Source organism: Acinetobacter pittii ATCC 19004 = CIP 70.29, assembly GCF_000369045.1.
GTDB lineage: Bacteria > Pseudomonadota > Gammaproteobacteria > Pseudomonadales > Moraxellaceae > Acinetobacter > Acinetobacter pittii.
This window is the reverse complement of sequence record NZ_KB849786.1, coordinates 222927-242623: the sequence shown is the minus strand read 5'-3', so window position 1 is coordinate 242623 and position 19697 is coordinate 222927. Positions and strand designations below refer to the sequence as shown.

Genomic DNA, 19697 nt, shown 5'->3' with positions numbered 1-19697 from the left:
ACACCAACACCAACACCAACACCAACACCAACACCAACACCAACACCAACACCAACACCAACAAGTGTAGCGGATCGCTTTGTTGGAAGTTGGTTAGCAGGCAAAGGAGGTTGTATTAACGGCTCTGCTCTAAAAATGAATGTCATTAAGGTTTCTGATAACAGCGTGCGATTTGCCAGTGAAACAGTACGTTATGAGAATGAATCGAACTGTACAGGTAACATTGTTGCAAGTTACCGCCAAGCTGAAGATTTTAGTCTGGTTTCAAATATTGGAGCACCTCAGACAGTACAAACCTCAAGCTATAACAAAGTAGATTGGCAGCTTGTAGTAGCAGGAAAGCTAACGCAGAAACAGCAAGCTATTCTAGGGTTTAAAAATGCAAACCAATTCTGTCTAGTTCCTACAGATGAACCAAATGCGATACATAATTATTTGCAGCAAGCAAACTTTGATCTCACAAATACGTGCTTCACAAAAACAACCCCACCAGCAAGCATGCAAAAGCCAACTCAAGTATTGGCAACAGCAAGTTTTAGACTAGGAGATAATAAGGAATCTTGGGCAGATCTATTAACCCAACTTAATGACCAAGGACGCCAAGGCTATGCTCTTCTCACGCCATCTGTAAGATTAGATAATCCGGATGGAAGCTTTGCGCTGTATAAAAATTTATATGTTAAAAACAATAAATCCACTGACACATACACCTATAAAACAGTTGATGTTAAAACTAATTCAGTAGCAAACCGTTATTTACTATGGGTGAATGAGTTAAATAAACAAGGTAGCTTAGGCTATATATATAAGCTTTCATTTGGCGAGGTTACATCTGATACAGATAAATATTTATTTGTGAAAAATGATAAGAAACCTGCAACCTATTCGTATTCTAATCGCTTCTTAACCAACACTTCTCGCACAAGTATTCTAAATGCCTTCAATGAACTTGGTGCACAAGGTTGTAAGCTAATTTACGCAAACTCAGAATTCACCAATAATGGCACAACGAATGGAACCTTCTATGTACCTACTTGCGTAAATAGCAGTACCCATAACGGAACCTATGCATATCGTTATTTTGAAATTCCGCAACATATTCCTTTCAACAAGGATGATGCAATTAAACTTGAAAAACTTCTTAAAGAACAAGCAGCTGAAGGTTATAGGTTAGTCGACGCGAACAATAACCTAGGCTTCTTTAATATTGATGGTTATCTATTTGAGCGCGACAGTGAAAATACAGGACCTATTGAATATAAAGTATTTATTGAAGATGCTGCATCCGAAACAGATGAGCCTTATATCTTTGAAAATCGGATTCAAGACCAAGGTACATTAGGCTGGTTCTTTGCAGTTCGACTTGGATCGGTCTATACTAACTCACCAACAAATTATGATTTAGCAAGTGGTGTTGTTTTCCCTAAATAAGACATCTAAAAACAAATAAGGCCACAACTGTGGCCTTATTTTTATTTAAAAACTATTAACTTATCCTAAGTCTTTAAAACCCTGCTGACGCCATGCTTCATAAACAATCACAGCCGTTGCATTAGATAAATTTAAACTTCTTGAGTTTTCAGCCATTGGCAAACGAATCCACTGTTCTTGTGGAAACATCAAGCGAACATGCTCAGGCAAACCGCGTGTTTCCGGCCCCATCAGTAAAGCCACAGGTCGATTCAAATCAACTGTATGCGGAGTTGCAGAACCTTTAGTGGTGAGTGGAAAAACATGCTCAACCCCTTTAGCTTTCAGGTCAGCAAGGCAAAGTTCTATGTTGTCCCAAATTTGCATACGTGCCCATTCATGATAATCAAGGCCTGCTCGTTTGAGCTTTTTATCATCTAATTCAAAACCTAAAGGCTTGACCAAATGTAACTGTGCACCAGTATTAGCACATAAACGAATGATATTGCCTGTATTGGCAGGAATTTCAGGCTCGTATAGGACAACATGAATCACAAATTTTCTCGACTTTAATAACCAGCAATAAACTCAAATGAACTTATTGCCATTTTAACTGTTCACGTAAATTCACCACTTCACCAATAATGGTTAAAGTCGGTGCTACGATATGATGTTCAGACACTTTTGTTGCGATATCAGCTAATGTTCCAACTACAACTTTCTGGTCTGGTGTGGTTCCTTTAGAGATTAAAGCCACCGGCATATCAGCACGTTGACCATGAGCAATAAGTTGCTCACAAATACGCTCCAAACCAACTAACCCCATATATAAAACCAAAGTTTGATTTTCATAAACCAGCTCATTCCAAGGAAGTTCAGGTGAACCTTCCTTTAAATGCCCAGTCAAGAAACGAACACTTTGTGCATAATCACGATGTGTTAATGGGATACCCGCATAAGCTGAACAGCCTGATGCTGCTGTTATACCCGGTACAACTTGGAAAGTGACATTCGCCTCAACGAGCTCTTGAATCTCTTCACCACCACGTCCAAAGATAAACGGATCACCACCTTTTAAACGACAAACACGCTTTCCTTTTTGAGCATACTCAACCAGTAAAGCATTAATACCATCTTGAGGAACAGAGTGATTTGAACGCGCTTTACCGACATAAATTTTGGTCGCATCACGACGGCAAAGCTCTAAAATGGGTGCAGAAACAAGACGATCATAAATCACAACATCAGCTTGTTGCATAAGACGTAATGCTTTTAGTGTCAGTAACTCTGGATCACCTGGTCCAGCACCTACCAAATAAACTTCACCTTTAGGTGCAGTCCATTCTGTTAAGGCTTGCTGAATCAAACCATTTGCAACTTCTAAATTGTCATTAAAAACTTGTTCTTTTAATGGACTAGCATAGAGATTTTCCCAAAAAATCCGACGCTCATCTGGATTGGGAATTTTTTCTTTTACCTGCTTACGCCACTGACCAGAAAACTCAGCCAACTTACCCATGCCATGCGGAACAATTGTTTCTATTTGAGTACGAAGTTGTCTTGATAAAACTGGTGATGCACCATTTGAAGCGACAGAAATAATTAACGGAGAACGATCAATAATAGCTGGAACCATAAAGCGGCAATGTGGAATATCATCAACACTATTGACCAATAAATTACGCGCTTCGCATTGTTCAAAAACAGCTTTATTCACTTGCGCATCATTAGTTGCAGCAATCACTAATCGATATGGTGTATTTAATATTTTTTCAGCAAAGGACTCGGCAAAATACTCTCCGCCTGTCGTTTTGACTAACTGTAAAAGCTGCTCTTCAATTGCAGGAGCAATAATATCGATTACTGCTCCCGCCTTGGCTAAAAGGTTTGCTTTGCGCAATGCAATATGCCCACCACCTACAATCAGACAATGTTGCTGTTGCAACTTTAAAGAGATTGGAAAAATATCCACCTTAAACCTCTACATTAATCATCTGATTTGGGTTAAGCAAAAACCGTGCACAATTTAGATGCAAAGCTTAGTCAATAAACGTTGCACCACCCATATATGGGCGTAATACTTCTGGAATCTCGATAGAACCGTCTTCACGTTGGTAATTTTCCATTACAGCAAGCAAAGTACGTCCAACTGCCAGACCAGAACCATTTAGTGTGTGCACCAATTCGGTCTTCTTTTGATCCATTCTGTAGCGTGCTTTCATGCGGCGTGCCTGAAAATCACCCATATTAGAGCAACTAGAGATTTCACGATAAGTATTTTGGCTTGGAACCCAAACTTCTAAGTCGTAAGTCTTAGTTGCACCAAAGCCCATGTCACCACCACAAAGCAAAATCTTGCGGTATGGCAAACCTAGTGCCTGCAAAATGCCCTCAGCATGTGCAGTAAGCTCTTCAAGTGCTTGCATAGATGTTTCAGGTTTAACGATTTGCACCATCTCAACTTTATCAAATTGATGCTGACGAATTAAACCACGGGTATCACGACCATAAGAACCAGCTTCACTACGGAAACATGGCGTATGCGCTGCATATTTTAAAGGCAAACGTTCGGTATCAATAATCTCATCGCGAACGAAGTTAGTAACTGGAACTTCTGCTGTAGGGATGAGGTAATATTCTTTTTCACCTTGAAGTTTGAATAAATCTTCTTCAAATTTTGGCAACTGACCAGTACCACGAAGTGAATCAGCATTGACCAAATAAGGCACGTAAGCTTCTGTATAGCCATTCTTTAAAGTATGGGTATCAAGCATGAACTGTGTTAATGCACGTTGTAGGCGTGCTAAAGAACCTTTCAATACGCTAAAACGTGAACCAGTCAATTTAGTAGCGGTTTCAAACTCTAAACCACCCATCCACTCACCTAAATCAGTATGATCTTTGATTTCAAAATCAAACTGACGAGGCGTACCCCATTTTGAGATTTCAACGTTGTCATCTTCATCTTTACCAGCAGGAACAGACTCATCTGGTAAGTTAGGAATACTCAGCGCTTTTTGTTCAATCTCATTTTGTAACTCTGACAAAGCAACTTCAGCAGCTTTGATTTCGTCACCAATGGCTTGCATACGCGCCATGATTTCAGAAGCATCACCACCGGATTTTTTAATCTGACCCACTTGTTTTGCACCGGCATTACGTTCTGCCTGCAATTTTTCAGTTTTTGATTGCAAATCTTTACGACGAGTTTCTAAAGAAGCCCATTCTTGAACATCTAATTGAACACCGCGTTTTGCCAAAGCCGCATTAACGGCTTCAATATTATTTCTGAGTAACTTAGGGTCGATCATAATCAATCATAATATGGGTAAAAAACTGGCTATAGTGTAAGGCCTTAACACTAAAAAATATAGTGATCATCTTCATAACGAATAGCTTTCACACAATTCTTAGAATAGATCACTTATTTTAAAAGTTATAGTTTGGCACACTTGGTAAATACTCAGGTTTAATGAACTTACCCGCTTCAAAATATGGCAGCGTTAATTCAGACATTCCCTCTGCATATGAAGCTAGCTCATAAATTGGATAGACAAATACAATGCCATTAGCGCCATAGTAGAAATTATCGCTTAGCTGAAGTTTTTCACGGCTAATATTATGTGCTTGAAGCCAATTTGTATTTGCTTCAAAAAGAGCATCAACCAACTGTTTTTCAACATCTGGCTTAATAAGTTCAGCAACAGTAATGTGCTTTTTATTTAATAAGTCAAAATTTACAAATTCTTGATGAGACATACCGTGTGCAGCACCAGCTGAGTACGAATAAGTCTGTAATGCAAAGGTGGCAAGATTATAGTTTTGCCCTAAATAGCGAACATAAATTGCACTTTGACTTGAACTTGGTTCACCTTCAGGTACTTCAACTGGTTGATCGGCTAAATTTGCAAAAGCATTCGGATCTGCTTTCTTTATACGATTGGTGAAGTAATCATTAATCCATTTTTGGTTGGTCTGTACTGTTTGAAAATCATACTCAGTACAACCATCTTCTAAGCAAACTTTTGATTTTGGCAATTTTACTGGGATTACTTTTGCTTGAATTACAGGAACACCAGCCTCTTTCGTTTCTTTAACTTTTGCAGTCGAAGCAGCCTGCTCTTCTTTGGCTGCTGACTTTGGTTGGCAACCCGTCACCATTGCCATTGCAGCCATTAATGGAAGAATACAAATAATTTTCTTATCGTAAAGTCGCATAATAATCCCCATGAATTTACCTCTAACACTATACAAAGCGTAAGAATAAGACGGGGTTAAAAAATGTATCTGTTTCTCTTATATAAAAAAAGCTACCGTTAAAGTAGCTTTTTTGAAGAGGCTTTAATTATTGGTCAATAACATCCGTACCTTTTGGCGGCGTAAAGTTAAAGACTGATGCCGGAATTGAAGCATTTACTTTAACGTTCTTAAAGCGTACATAGGTGGTTTGACCTAATGAGTCTTGTAATACCATAAGTGTAGGCGCTTTATTTGCTCCGAAGCTAATCGTTAAGCTTTGGAATGCCCCATCCTCTTTTTTAGGGAATAATGTGAAATAAAGTTTAGATTTATCGGGTTGTGTTACACGATAAGACTTCATGATTTGGTTGGTATTACCAGAGAGTAATAATGCTGGTGTATCTGCAACCTGATCATCTAAGCTTTGGCGGACCGCTTGTTGTAAATCCGGATCATAGATCCAAACTGTTTTTCCGCTCGTTACAATAGTTTGTTTAGCAGGACTTACTGTTTCCCAATAAAATTTCCCCGGACGCTCAACTTTCATTGAGCCTTTAAATGTCTGGTTCATATGCTGTGCACTTAAACTCTTTTTCTGTGCCACAGTTTTTGTATTGGCTTTAGTTGTTTGTTCAAAGTCGGCAGTCAAACGCTGTAAACCTGATAACTGATTAACCAGGTTCCCAATTGCCTGTTGCTCCGGTGCTGCTACAGGCGCAGCAAACACTGTAGTACTCATTACAGGAGCAAGCACTGACGCGCTAAGTGTAATAGCACACATAGTTTTACGAAGCATATTCATGTCATCACCTTTTTAGTTGCTGTAAGACAACTTACTCTCTTTCAAAGTTATGAAACTGAGTAAGCTCTTAATTCAAGACTCATATTAACCGACAAACTCTGTGCTAATCATTGAGAAAATAAGATATTTTGTTATGTTATTCATGTTGTTTGTAGAATTTCATTCATCATGATGAAGATGAATAAAAATAAATGCCATAAAAAAAGCCCACAAAATGTGGGCTTTTTTCGAGCTAAAACTTATACAGTTTCAACTTTTACGTAGCGACGGCCAAATTGACCTTTCACTTCGAATTTTACTACGCCGTCAGCAGTAGCAAATAAAGTATGGTCACGGCCCATACCAACATTTGCACCAGCGTGGAACTCTGTACCACGTTGACGAACGATGATGTTACCAGCAGTTACAGCTTGACCGCCGTAAACTTTAACACCTAACATTTTTGGGTTTGAATCACGACCGTTCTTCGTCGATCCACCGGCTTTTTTAGTTGCCATGTCTCTTACTCCTCGTGATTAGCCTGAAATACCAGTAATTTTCAACTCAGTGAACCATTGACGGTGACCTTGTTGTTTACGGTAGTGTTTACGACGACGCATTTTGATGATGCGGATTTTGTCGTGACGACCATGACCAATCACTTCTGCAGTTACTTTAGCGCCAGCTACAACTGGAGCACCGATTTGAATGTTGTCACCGTTTACAACCATTAATACATCATCAAATGTAATAGTCGCACCAGATTCAGCTTTCAATAATTCAACTTTAAGGGTTTCACCCTCAACTACACGGTGCTGTTTACCACCGCTTTGGATTACTGCGTACATAATGTACTCCAATCAGCCCGTGTCGTCGTGTCGATAAAGGGATATATCGATCTTAAAACGATCGCCACTGGGGTTATACAAGGCGACAGATTTTAAGTGAAATTTGATCAAACGACAAGTATTTTCTATCTATCAGTAAAGCATGATCCCCTATTCTTACAAAATCAAACAGCTTGGACTGGAATTTAGCAGTTTTCATTGATTCTGAATGAAAATTAAAATACAGTTCCAAACACAAATTGCGTCAAGAACAAGTTGTATTAATGCTGATGTCATTAAATTTATTGTTTTGCCGAAAACATCGTATTTTGCTTAAATAAAGAACAAAAAACGCTTAAAAACAATAGAAATGATTAATATCAGCCACTTGTTAACCTGTGCAACACATCTTTAATTGATACACTAACGCCACTTATCTACCAATACGGGGTTTTTCTTCATATGGTCATCGATTTCAAGCAAGACATTCTTGCGCCTGTTGCTTCAGACTTCGCTGCGATGGATCACTTGATTAATGAAGGAATTAGCTCAAAAGTCGGTTTAGTCATGTCTGTCAGCAAACATGTCGTTGAAGCTGGCGGAAAGCGTATGCGTCCAATCATGTGTTTACTTGCAGCACGTGCTTGTGGTTTAGATAACATGGCAAATGCACAGCGTTTAGCTGCAATCATTGAAATGTTACATACCGCGACACTAGTCCATGATGATGTGGTAGATGAATCTGGGCTTCGTCGTGGTCGCCCTACAGCAAATGCAACATGGAACAATCAAACAGCCGTTTTAGTTGGCGACTTCCTGATTGCTCGTGCTTTCGATTTACTGGTCGATTTAAACAACATGACTTTATTGAAAGACTTTTCAACAGGTACATGTGAAATTGCTGAAGGTGAAGTATTACAACTTCAATCGCAGCATCAACCAGATACAACTGAAGAAACTTATTTAAAAATTATTCATGGTAAAACGTCTCGCCTGTTTGAGCTGGCTACAGAAGGTGCTGCTATTTTGGCGGGGCAAGAAGCGTACCGTGAGCCATTAAGATTGTTTGCTGGTCATTTTGGTAATGCATTCCAAATTATTGATGATATTTTAGACTACACCTCTGATGCTGAAACATTAGGTAAAAATATTGGTGATGATTTAATGGAAGGTAAGCCAACTTTACCGTTAATTTCTGCATTAGCACGCTCAACAGGTGAAGAGCATGCGATTATTCGTCGCAGTATCGCAACTGGTGGAGTAGACCAACTATCTCAGGTCATCGAAATTGTACAGAAGTCTGGTGCTTTAGATTATTGCAACCAACGTGCCCAAGAAGAAACAGAAGCAGCACTGCAAGCTTTATCAAACCTACCCGATACACCGTATCGTCAGGCTTTGATTAACTTAACTCAGCTTGCGTTACATCGAATACAATAGATATTATTTTGCCTATGCATATAAATTTTTCAGATCTTTTTTTAAAAATAGAGAAACAGCTTGAGGATCCTCAAGCTGTCATTGATGAAAATCTACTGATTGAACTCGTCAATGTCATCCGACCATCCAACCCACAAGATACGGATGAAATTAAGAAAAAAATACAGGCTTTTATTGAAAGTCTTTTGCGCACACCTACAGCGCCCTTCTTACTACAAACTTTTTTATTACGTTTAATTAATCGCTATAAGCAAGTTAGTTTATATGCTGATAGTGGAATTTTGTCTTTAGATGGTTTCTGGAACCAGCTTGGGCAAAGACTCGGAGCACATTTTTTACCTTTAATAGAAGATGCAAGCCAACTCAGAATATTAATTGGTAAAATTTTCTATTTAGAAAGTGACAAAATTTGGCTCAATAATATTGATGATGAAGATTGGGCAAATTTATTTAGCCTTATTGGGCAAAGCCAAAGTAATGTCGATGAGAAGTTAGTCATTCAAAGTGAAATGATTAAAGCCATTACAGTCCTATCTTATCGAATTAGTGGAATTGGTCTTTATCCCGAATTTATTAACGCTCAGCCAGAATTAACAGAATATGAGTCACCGTTTTTAGTTCAGAACCGTGAAATTATTGAGTTTATTGAAAAGTATAAAAAACAAGAAATTTCTGAACATGAAATTGCAGTTATTTCCCCGCCCGATGCATCACAAGCATTTGTTATGTTGGAACAGTGCCGAGATGTGGTTTTAAAGATTCGTCGTGCGACCAAAAGAATTGGTGTCAGCTTAAGTTTGACTTACTTACTATCATTACTTGAGCAATGTCTTGATCGAATTGAGTTATTACTTTATCTGGTCGTAGATAACACTAAAGGAAAATATGTTTCTTTAGGACATCTGATTTCCGATTTAACCAAGGCACATTACAGCGAAAAAAGTGTTCGCTCATTACTCAGTACGACTAGTGAACTCATTGCCTTTCAGGTAACAGAAAATGCTAGCCGAACAGGTGAACATTACGTAAGTACAGATACCAAAGGCTTTTGGGGAATGTATAAAGCTGCCGCTGGTGCAGGTGTCATTATTGCCTTTATGGCATCTTTAAAAATTCTTGCTGCAAGAATGACAATGGCCCCGCTCATGCAAGCCTTTACTTTCAGTATGAATTATTCCCTAGGTTTCATTCTGATTCATGTTCTGCATTTTACAGTTGCGACCAAGCAACCCGCTATGACGGCGGCGGCTCTTGCTGCAACAGTGCAGCAACGTAAAGGCTCTAAAACGGCTCAAATTGCAGAGTTAGCGGCGCTTATTATTAATATTATCCGAACGCAATTTATTGCTATTTTGGGCAATATTTCAATTGCGATTCCTACTGCTGCACTCATCACTTTTGCTTGGCAGTTTTACCTTGATGAACCGTTATTAACCCATACTAAAGCAACTTATCTTCTACACAGCTTAAACCCCTTTACTTCATTAGCAGTTCCACATGCAGCAATTGCTGGAGTATGTTTGTTTTTGTCAGGTCTCATTGCAGGATACTTTGACAACATGGCTGTTTACCGAAAAGTCGGCCCGCGCCTAAGAGCACATCGCCGTTTAGCTAGCTGGTTTGGGCAAGATCGCCTTAACCGTTTTGCTGAATATATTGAACGTAATTTAGGTGCGTTAGCCGGTAACTTCTTATTCGGTATTATGCTAGGAAGTATGGGGACCATAGGCTTTATCCTAGGTCTACCTTTAGATATCCGCCATATTGCCTTTGCATCCGCTAACTTTATTCAAGGTTTAATGACTATTAACGGCAGCCCAGATATCGGACTGATTATCGTGTCCTTTCTTGGTGTGTTATGTATTGGTCTCACCAACTTATTTGTGAGTTTCACCTTAACGATTATTGTGGCATTACGAGCGCGTCGAGTCCGCTTTGAACAATGGAAACCTTTAGCCAAATTGGTCATGACCCATTTTTTAACTCGTCCAAGCGATTTTTTCTGGCCACCAAAACAACCATTAGAACTTGAAGAAAACACTTCAACAAATAACGGGAAAAAAGCAGACCACTAAGAATTTTGCTTTGTACACAAAATGTGATTTTCGTCAATTTTGTTGTGATTGTTTTTCCAAATGTTAAAAAATTTTCAAAATGAATTTACGATGATCTATCAGGCTTGAAAAAAAGTGTACTGGCAAGTACACTTTTAACGGCTTTCAGTAGTAGACACTGCTTGAACAAGCAAAGGTATATACATGCCCTATTTATTGCTTTTTATTGGTTGTATTTTTTTAGGATTAGGTGTTCTTGGTCTTTTTGTACCAAGACTTCAATCTTTGGATCTTCTCACCGTTCAAATATTGAGTGAAAATCGATCAGATTATCTTAACTCTATTACGACTTTTCTAGCACGTGTAGGTGGTATGCCTTTTGTATGTTTTTTATCCTTATTGGTGTGTATATATCAAGCATGGTATAAAAAATATATTACTGTTATTTTCATTAGCGTGGGTGTTCTTGGCAGTATCATCACGGGTTGGCTGCTCAAGTGGTGTGTTGACCGTCCAAGACCTCCACAGGTATATCATATTGTCGAAAGTTATGGTGCATCGTTCCCAAGTGCACATAGTGTTTATGCATCAACACTGGCTTGTATGGCAATGATAATGTTATGCCATAAGCCCAACACTAACTCTCCTTATATCATTTTGATTTCCTGTCTTTGGTTTATCTGCATGGGGCTTTCAAGAATATATGCTGGAGTTCATTTTCCAACAGATGTACTCGCCGGTTGGGGCATAGGTTTTATTTGGATTGCACTGCTTTGGCTCTGGTTATTACAAACACAAAGTAGGTTAAGTAGAAAACAAATATATTTTTAGATTTTATCTAAACGAGGTGGAACAATGATGTCGGCTAAGCTTTGGGCTCCTGCCCTTACTGCTTGCGCATTAGCAACAAGTATCGCACTTGTTGGTTGTAGCAAAGGCTCCGATGAGAAACAGCAAGCTGCTGCTGCTCAGAAAATGCCGCCTGCAGAAGTAGGTGTTATTGTTGCTCAACCACAAAGTGTTGAACAAAGCGTTGAACTCTCCGGCCGTACTTCAGCATATCAAATTTCTGAAGTTCGCCCTCAAACAAGTGGTGTTATTTTAAAACGCTTGTTTGCTGAAGGAAGTTACGTTCGTGAAGGACAGGCTCTATATGAACTGGATTCTCGCACGAACCGTGCAACGCTTGAAAATGCAAAGGCTACCCTTTTACAACAACAGGCAAATCTAGCTTCACTACGTACTAAGTTAAACCGTTATAAGCAACTTGTTTCAAGTAACGCTGTATCTAAACAAGAATATGACGACTTACTTGGTCAGGTTAATGTTGCCGAAGCACAAGTTTCTGCTGCAAAAGCTCAAGTAACGAATGCAAATGTTGATCTTGGCTACTCTACAATTCGCTCACCAATTTCTGGTCAGTCTGGACGTTCTTCTGTAACAGCAGGTGCTTTAGTCACTGCTAACCAAACTGAACCGTTAGTGACGATTCAACAGTTAGATCCGATCTATGTTGACATTAACCAGTCTAGTGCCGAGTTATTACGTTTACGTCAACAACTTAGCAAAGGCAGTTTAAACAATAGTAACAACACGAAAGTGAAATTGAAGCTCGAAGATGGTTCAACTTACCCAATCGAAGGACAACTTGCTTTCTCTGATGCTTCTGTAAATCAGGATACAGGAACGATTACTTTACGTGCCGTATTCTCGAACCCGAATCATCTGTTACTTCCAGGCATGTATACCACTGCACAGATTGTTCAAGGTGTAGTTCCTAATGCTTACCTGATTCCTCAAGCTGCAATTACACGTTTACCTACAGGTCAAGCTGTAGCAATGCTTGTTAATGCCAAAGGTGCTGTTGAGAGTCGTCCTGTTGAAACCTCTGGTGTTCAAGGACAAAACTGGATTGTGACTAACGGTCTTAAAGCTGGTGATAAAGTGATTGTTGACGGTGTTGCCAAAGTTAAAGAAGGGCAAGAAGTTTCAGCAAAACCTTACCAAGCTCAACCAGCGAATCCACAAGGTGCAGCTCCAAATGCGACAAAACCGGCTCAATCAGGTAAACCTCAAGCAGAACAGAAAGCATCTAATGCATAAGGGGTAGATTGAATGGCACAATTTTTTATTCATCGCCCCATTTTTGCGTGGGTGATTGCATTAGTCATTATGTTGGCGGGTATTCTCACGCTAACAAAAATGCCTATTGCACAGTATCCGACGATTGCACCACCGACAGTTACAATTGCTGCAACTTATCCTGGTGCATCTGCTGAGACTGTTGAAAACACTGTAACCCAGATCATTGAACAACAAATGAATGGTCTAGATGGTTTACGCTACATTTCATCTAACAGTGCTGGTAACGGTCAGGCTTCTATTCAATTAAACTTTGAACAAGGTATTGATCCAGATATTGCACAGGTTCAGGTTCAAAACAAACTGCAATCTGCAACTGCGCTTTTACCTGAAGATGTACAGCGTCAAGGTGTAACAGTAACTAAATCTGGTGCAAGCTTCTTGCAAGTTATTGCATTTTACTCACCAGATAACAGCCTTTCTGACTCGGACATTAAAGACTACGTAAACTCATCAATTAAAGAACCACTTAGCCGTGTTGCTGGTGTGGGTGAGGTACAAGTCTTTGGTGGTTCATACGCAATGCGTATTTGGCTTGATCCAGCTAAGTTAACCAGTTATCAACTAACTCCTAGTGATATTGCGACAGCTTTACAAGCGCAAAACTCACAAGTAGCAGTAGGTCAATTAGGTGGTGCACCAGCTGTACAAGGTCAAGTGCTTAATGCAACAGTGAATGCACAAAGTTTGCTGCAAACACCTGAACAGTTTAAAAATATCTTCTTAAAGAACACAGCATCTGGTGCTGAGGTTCGTTTAAAAGATGTTGCGCGTGTAGAGTTAGGTTCTGATAACTATCAGTTTGACTCGAAGTTTAACGGTAAACCTGCTGGTGGTCTTGCAATTAAAATTGCAACTGGTGCCAACGCACTTGATACCGCAGAAGCTGTTGAACATCGTTTATCTGAATTACGTAAGAACTATCCAACAGGTCTTGCAGATAAACTAGCTTATGACACGACTCCATTTATTCGTCTTTCAATTGAAAGTGTTGTACACACATTAATTGAAGCGGTAGTTTTGGTATTCATTGTCATGTTCTTGTTCTTACAGAACTGGCGTGCAACGATTATTCCAACACTTGCTGTACCTGTTGTGGTGTTAGGTACATTCGCTGTTATTAATATCTTTGGCTTCTCAATTAACACCTTAACCATGTTCGCCATGGTATTGGCAATTGGTCTTCTGGTCGATGACGCCATCGTTGTGGTCGAAAACGTCGAACGGGTTATGAGCGAAGAGCATACCGATCCGGTCACGGCGACCTCACGATCAATGCAACAGATTTCTGGCGCGTTAATTGGTATCACAAGCGTATTAACAGCGGTATTCGTACCAATGGCATTCTTTGGTGGTACAACTGGTGTAATTTACCGTCAGTTCTCGATTACCCTTGTAACAGCAATGGTTCTATCGTTAATTGTAGCGTTAACATTTACACCGGCACTTTGTGCAACCATTTTAAAACAGCATGATCCGAACAAAGCACCAAGCAATAATATTTTTGCTCGTTTCTTTAGAGGCTTTAACAATGGTTTTGACCGCATGTCGCATAGCTACCAAAATGGTGTTAATCGCATGCTTAAGGGCAAAATCTTCTCTGGCGTGCTTTACGCTGTAGTTATTGCTTTATTAGTGTTCTTGTTCCAAAAACTCCCATCTTCATTCTTACCAGAAGAAGATCAGGGTGTGGTAATGACGCTTGTTCAATTACCGCCAAATGCAACGCTTGACCGTACAGGTAAAGTGATTGACACCATGACAAACTTCTTCATGAATGAAAAAGATACTGTGGAATCTATTTTCACCGTTTCGGGCTTCTCATTCACAGGTGTTGGTCAAAATGCTGGTATTGGCTTCGTTAAATTGAAAGACTGGAGTGAACGTACTTCACCAGAAACTCAAATTGGCGCATTGATTCAGCGTGGTATGGCATTGAATATGATCGTTAAAGACGCATCTTACATCATGCCTTTACAGCTTCCAGCAATGCCTGAATTAGGTGTAACAGCCGGATTCAACTTGCAACTTAAAGATTCAAGTGGTCAAGGCCATGAGAAACTTATTGCTGCACGTAATACGATCTTAGGTTTGGCTGCACAAGATAAACGTCTTGTGGGTGTTCGCCCTAATGGTCAAGAAGATACACCTCAGTATCAAATTAATGTAGACCAAGCTCAAGCTGGAGCGATGGGTGTGAGTATTGCCGAAATTAACAATACAATGCGTATTGCATGGGGCGGCTCATACATTAACGACTTCGTTGACCGTGGGCGTGTGAAAAAAGTTTATGTTCAAGGTGATGCGGGTAGCCGTATGATGCCTGAAGACTTAAACAAGTGGTATGTACGTAATAACAAAGGCGAAATGGTACCGTTCTCTGCATTTGCTACTGGCGAATGGACATATGGTTCTCCACGTCTTGAACGTTATAACGGCGTGTCATCGGTTAACATTCAAGGTACACCTGCACCTGGCGTGAGCTCTGGTGACTCGATGAAAGCGATGGAAGAAATTATTGCTAAGTTACCATCTATGGGCTTACAAGGTTTCGACTATGAATGGACAGGTTTATCACTTGAAGAACGTGAGTCTGGTGCTCAAGCTCCATTCTTATATGCACTTTCATTGTTAATCGTTTTCCTTTGCTTGGCTGCATTGTATGAAAGCTGGTCTATTCCGTTCTCGGTTTTACTTGTGGTACCACTCGGTATTATTGGTGCAATCGTATTAACTTACTTGGGTATGATTATTAAAGGAGATCCAAATCTCTCAAATAACATTTACTTCCAGGTAGCGATGATCGCGGTAATCGGTCTTTCTGCAAAAAATGCGATCTTGATTGTTGAGTTCGCAAAAGAGCTGCAGGAAAAAGGTGAAGACCTGATTGAAGCAACTTTACATGCTGCAAAAATGCGTTTACGCCCAATTATCATGACTACCCTTGCCTTCGGTTTCGGTGTACTTCCGCTTGCCCTTTCAACAGGTGCAGGTGCAGGAAGTCAGCACTCTGTTGGTTACGGTGTACTCGGTGGCGTACTCAGTGCAACGTTCTTAGGTATCTTCTTTATCCCTGTATTCTATGTGTGGATTCGTAGTATCTTTAAGTACAAACCAAAAACCATAAACACTCAGGAGCATAAATCGTGATGCAAAACGTATGGTCTATTTCAGGTCGTAGCATTGCGGTATCTGCACTTGCGCTTGCTTTGGCAGCTTGTCAAAGCATGCGCGGCCCAGAACCAGTCGTGAAAACCGATATTCCACAAAGCTATGCATATAGCGCTTCTGGTACGTCTATTGCTGAACAGGGTTACAAACAGTTTTTTGCTGACCCTCGTTTGCTCGGAGTGATTGATTTGGCACTTGCCAACAACCGCGACTTACGTACAGCAACGCTCAATATCGAACGTGCTCAACAGCAATATCGAATTACACAGAACAATCAGCTTCCAACAATCGGAGCAAGTGGTAGTGCAATTCGTCAGGTTTCTCAAAGCCGTGATCCGAATAACCCCTACTCTACTTATCAAGTAGGTCTGGGTGTAACTGCCTATGAGCTTGATTTTTGGGGCCGCGTACGTAGCTTAAAAGATGCTGCATTAGATAGTTATCTTTCAACGCAAAGCGCACGTGATTCGACTCAAATCAGTCTAATCAGTCAAGTGGCGCAAGCGTGGTTGAACTACTCTTTCGCAACAGCGAATTTAAGACTTGCAGAGCAAACACTTAAAGCACAGCAAGACTCTTACAATCTCAACAAAAAACGTTTTGATGTGGGCATCGACAGTGAAGTTCCACTACGTCAGGCACAGATTTCTGTAGAAACTGCGCGTAATGATGTAGCGAACTACAAAACACAGATTGCTCAAGCGCAAAACTTGTTGAACTTGTTAGTTGGCCAATCAGTTCCACAAAACTTGTTACCAACCCAACCTGTAAAACGCATTACGCAACAAAATGTATTTACAGCGGGTTTACCAAGCGACTTGCTTAACAACCGTCCAGATGTAAAAGCTGCTGAATATAACTTAAGCGCTGCTGGTGCGAATATCGGTGCTGCAAAAGCACGTTTATTCCCAACCATTAGCTTAACGGGTTCTGCAGGTTATGCATCAACTGACTTAAGTGATCTATTTAAGTCTGGTGGTTTTGTATGGTCAATTGGTCCAAGCTTAGACTTACCAATCTTTGACTGGGGCACTCGTCGTGCCAATGTAAAAATTTCTGAAACTGATCAGAAAATTGCATTGTCTGATTATGAAAAATCAGTTCAGTCTGCGTTCCGCGAAGTTAATGACGCGCTTGCAACTCGTGCCAACATTGGTGAGCGTTTAACAGCTCAACAACGTCTAGTAGAAGCAACTAACCGCAACTACACACTTTCAAATGCCCGCTTCCGTGCTGGTATTGATAGTTACTTAACGGTTCTTGATGCACAGCGTTCATCTTATTCAGCAGAACAAGGTTTGTTATTGCTTCAACAAGCAAACTTAAACAACCAAATCGAGTTATACAAAACTCTAGGTGGTGGTTTAAAAGCAAATACTTCAGATACAGTGGTTAATCAACCATCTAGTGCTGAACTTAAAAAGCAATAAGTTTTAAATAACTTATTCACAAAAGCTCACTTCGGTGGGCTTTTTTATTGCAACTCATCTGAATATTTTTTATCTTGAAACCTTAAGAATTTAGATTGATAAAAAACAATGTTATTGAGTAATTTAGAAAGTGTTCCAGGCCACCAGATTGTAAAGCAGCTGGATGTTGTTTACGGAAGTACTGTTCGTAGTAAGCATGTTGGCCGTGACTTGATGGCAAGTTTAAAAAATATTGTGGGTGGAGAACTTACGGGTTATACCGAATTATTAGAAGAATCTCGCCAAGAAGCCATGCAGCGTATGATTGTAAAAGCCCAACAGCTTGGTGCTAATGCAATTGTGGGTATTCGCTTTTCAACTTCCAATATTGCACAAGGTGCTTCTGAGTTATTTGTGTATGGCACAGCAGTGGTTGTGCAGCCTCAAGCACCTCATCTACCCGATCCATTTAATGCATAGGTAGAAAATGGACAATCTTATTTTTCAGCTTGTTATTTTTCTCATTCTTTTCAGTATTGGTTGGGCTTTTGGCCGCCATATTGAACGAAAACATTTGAATGAACTTATAGAAAAAGAGCAAAAATTTGCCCATATCAGAATTGATACCAATCGTTTTGCAACAAGTGATCAGCTAGGCCACTTTATTAGCAGTAATGTTGTGATTTCTCATGATTACTTTAAATATGTATTGGCATCTATAAAAAATGTTTTGGGCGGAAGACTGACCAGTTATGAAAGTATTGTTGAGCGTGCTCGCCGAGAGGCAATTGTACGTTTAAAACAACAAGCTCAAAGTGTCGGTGCTACTCATATTATGGGAGTTCGGTTGAGTACAACCGAACTCGGAATGCAAGGCGGAATGGTGGAAGTTTTTGCTTATGGAACAGCAGTTAAAGATTAATACTGCCCAACCTCAGAAAAATGAATACGTGGATTGCCAATATTTTTAGTTAAATGTTGGCAAATTCGGGTAATTTTCCATTGGTCTTGTTGTTTCGCCAAAGTAAAATAATAACGACCAAAAGAATGAAAATAATCATTTTCTGAAAAACGGTAAATTTGATAATTACATTCTAGCCATGCTTGATCTTGTTCAATCCGAATTAGAGGATTGCTCAAATTGTGCTGTAGTCGTAAATGGGATAAAGCTTGCTGTCGAGAACCTTTATATTCATGACAAGACACGACACATAAAGGCTCTCCTCTAAATTGGAAATAGTCCACCTCAAGTTGATCTGCCAACAACTCATCAAAAGCGTCCCAATTTTTCTGATCAAAGACCAATTGAAAACGCGTGACGACTTCTAAAATACGGTGATAATCCTGATCCATGGTGAACCTTCTATGCGGGTTTTTCACCAATTTAGCACGGCAAAATCACTTTTTTATTTTACTTTTGTTTTCCGAATCATTTTATAAAGAAGTTTTGGTGACATCCGAGAAACCATCACACCTAGTTTTTCTTTGGCCCCACCCACAACAATATATTCTTGACCCTGTACTAACGCTTTTACAGCTTGCTCTGCAAAAACATCTGCTTCTAAACCATTTTCAATTGCTTCATCTTGATGGCCTTGAGGTTCCCCTGCACCATTGAGTGCATTGAAAGAAACATTGGTTTTTACAAAACCAGGGAAAATAACCGAAACTTCGACACCTTGATCTGAGACCTCAGCACGTAAACTATTTGCCCACATGTGAATCGCTGCTTTAGCAGCCGAGTAGCTTGCACGGTACTGTGTACCCAATAAACCCGCTACACTCGACACAAATACAACTCGGCCAGACTTTTGTTTTAGCATGGTCGGTAGGACGGTTTTAGTTAACGCAACTTGTGAGAAATAATCGACTTCCATGATGGCGCGTTCGGTTGCCATTGTCGTGTCTTTAATTAAAGCACGTTGACTCAAACCTGCATTATTGATGAGCCAGTCAATACGGCCTTTCGCTTTTAAAATCTGCTTGTAAGCCTCTTGAACCTGCTTTTCATCAGTAATATCTGCGACCACAGACAAATGATGATCGGGATTTAATAAGCCAACCCGAACCTCTTCTAATTCTTCAAAACGACGCGAAGTCAAAATCAGCTTTGCGCCTTGTAAAGCCAACTCCCCTGCTAAGGCCTTACCCAAACCAGAAGATGCGCCCGTAATCCATACCACTTTATTTTGCAAAGTATCAAGTTTGGCCATGTGATGTTCCT

General features: G+C 40.0%; 18 protein-coding genes. 9 read left to right on the top strand and 9 right to left on the bottom strand.

Translation table 11 applies throughout. The features are described from left to right. Positions 1–1431 (top strand): PT dipeptide repeat lipoprotein (locus F928_RS05485; protein WP_005072893.1); only part of this gene is annotated, 1431 nt, incomplete at its 5' end. Positions 1432–1491: 60 nt separating this feature from the next. Here the strand turns inward: F928_RS05485 and F928_RS05480 are convergent. The 7 genes from F928_RS05480 to rplU form a co-directional block, all read right to left on the bottom strand. Continuing rightward, positions 1492–1965 carry a tRNA (cytidine(34)-2'-O)-methyltransferase gene (locus F928_RS05480; RefSeq protein ID WP_005072891.1) on the bottom strand — a complete coding sequence of 158 codons (474 nt, stop codon included), beginning with the start codon at positions 1963–1965 and terminating at the stop codon, positions 1492–1494. Positions 1966–2008: 43 nt separating this feature from the next. Next, a complete protein-coding gene (cysG, locus tag F928_RS05475; RefSeq protein WP_005072889.1) occupies positions 2009–3382 on the bottom strand; it encodes a siroheme synthase CysG in 1374 nt (457 codons plus the stop codon). 67 nt (positions 3383–3449) lie between these two features. Then, positions 3450–4721: a serine--tRNA ligase gene (serS, locus tag F928_RS05470; protein ID WP_005072887.1), complete on the bottom strand. Its 1272-nt coding sequence runs from the start codon at positions 4719–4721 to the stop codon at positions 3450–3452. Positions 4722–4839: 118 nt separating this feature from the next. After that, entirely contained in the window at positions 4840–5640 is an 801-nt protein-coding gene (locus tag F928_RS05465) for an RsiV family protein (protein WP_005072884.1), read from the bottom strand. A gap of 115 nt (positions 5641–5755) precedes the next feature. Beyond that, on the bottom strand, positions 5756–6451 hold the full coding sequence (gene lolA, locus F928_RS05460) for an outer membrane lipoprotein periplasmic chaperone LolA (protein WP_004789378.1): 696 nt from the start codon (positions 6449–6451) through the stop codon (positions 5756–5758). 239 nt (positions 6452–6690) lie between these two features. Then, positions 6691–6948: a 50S ribosomal protein L27 gene (rpmA, locus tag F928_RS05455; RefSeq protein WP_002116037.1), complete on the bottom strand. Its 258-nt coding sequence runs from the start codon at positions 6946–6948 to the stop codon at positions 6691–6693. Between the two features lie 18 nt (positions 6949–6966). Continuing rightward, positions 6967–7278: a 50S ribosomal protein L21 gene (rplU, locus tag F928_RS05450; protein WP_000271409.1), complete on the bottom strand. Its 312-nt coding sequence runs from the start codon at positions 7276–7278 to the stop codon at positions 6967–6969. 441 nt (positions 7279–7719) lie between these two features. On the opposite strand from rplU, the gene sdsA reads away from it, so the two are divergent. The 8 genes from sdsA (at position 7720) to F928_RS05410 (ending at position 18395) form a co-directional block, all read left to right on the top strand. Next, a complete protein-coding gene (sdsA, locus tag F928_RS05445) occupies positions 7720–8697 on the top strand; it encodes an All-trans-nonaprenyl-diphosphate synthase (RefSeq protein ID WP_002116233.1) in 978 nt (325 codons plus the stop codon). Between the two features lie 14 nt (positions 8698–8711). Further along, entirely contained in the window at positions 8712–10772 is a 2061-nt protein-coding gene (locus tag F928_RS05440) for a site-specific recombinase (RefSeq protein WP_005072881.1), read from the top strand. A 183-nt stretch (positions 10773–10955) separates the two neighbouring features. Further along, positions 10956–11582, top strand: a complete 627-nt coding sequence (locus F928_RS05435) for a phosphatase PAP2 family protein (protein ID WP_005064516.1) — start codon at positions 10956–10958, stop codon at positions 11580–11582. A gap of 24 nt (positions 11583–11606) precedes the next feature. Further along, positions 11607–12854, top strand: coding sequence for a multidrug efflux RND transporter periplasmic adaptor subunit AdeI (gene adeI / locus F928_RS05430; RefSeq protein ID WP_005064514.1), 1248 nt, complete (start codon positions 11607–11609; stop codon positions 12852–12854). A 12-nt stretch (positions 12855–12866) separates the two neighbouring features. After that, the gene (gene adeJ, locus F928_RS05425; protein WP_002116419.1) at positions 12867–16043 is read left to right on the top strand and encodes a multidrug efflux RND transporter permease subunit AdeJ; all 3177 of its coding nucleotides are present in this window, start codon (positions 12867–12869) and stop codon (positions 16041–16043) included. Continuing rightward, entirely contained in the window at positions 16043–17494 is a 1452-nt protein-coding gene (adeK, locus tag F928_RS05420) for a multidrug efflux RND transporter outer membrane channel subunit AdeK (RefSeq protein ID WP_002116015.1), read from the top strand. Before adeJ ends, adeK begins: the two co-directional genes overlap by 1 nt. 108 nt (positions 17495–17602) lie before the next feature. Beyond that, positions 17603–17953, top strand: a complete 351-nt coding sequence (locus F928_RS05415; protein WP_002116377.1) for a YbjQ family protein — start codon at positions 17603–17605, stop codon at positions 17951–17953. 7 nt (positions 17954–17960) lie between these two features. Next, a complete protein-coding gene (locus F928_RS05410; protein ID WP_005072879.1) occupies positions 17961–18395 on the top strand; it encodes a YbjQ family protein in 435 nt (144 codons plus the stop codon). Here the strand turns inward: F928_RS05410 and F928_RS05405 are convergent. Both F928_RS05405 and F928_RS05400 read right to left on the bottom strand, forming a co-directional pair. Then, positions 18392–18826 (bottom strand): nuclear transport factor 2 family protein, encoded by a 435-nt coding sequence (locus F928_RS05405; protein ID WP_002116099.1) that lies wholly within the window; start codon positions 18824–18826, stop codon positions 18392–18394. The genes F928_RS05410 and F928_RS05405 overlap by 4 nt on opposite strands. A 53-nt stretch (positions 18827–18879) precedes the next feature. Next, complete coding sequence (locus F928_RS05400) at positions 18880–19686, bottom strand: SDR family NAD(P)-dependent oxidoreductase (RefSeq protein WP_005064503.1); 807 nt, start codon at positions 19684–19686, stop codon at positions 18880–18882. Positions 19687–19697 lie beyond the last annotated feature (11 nt).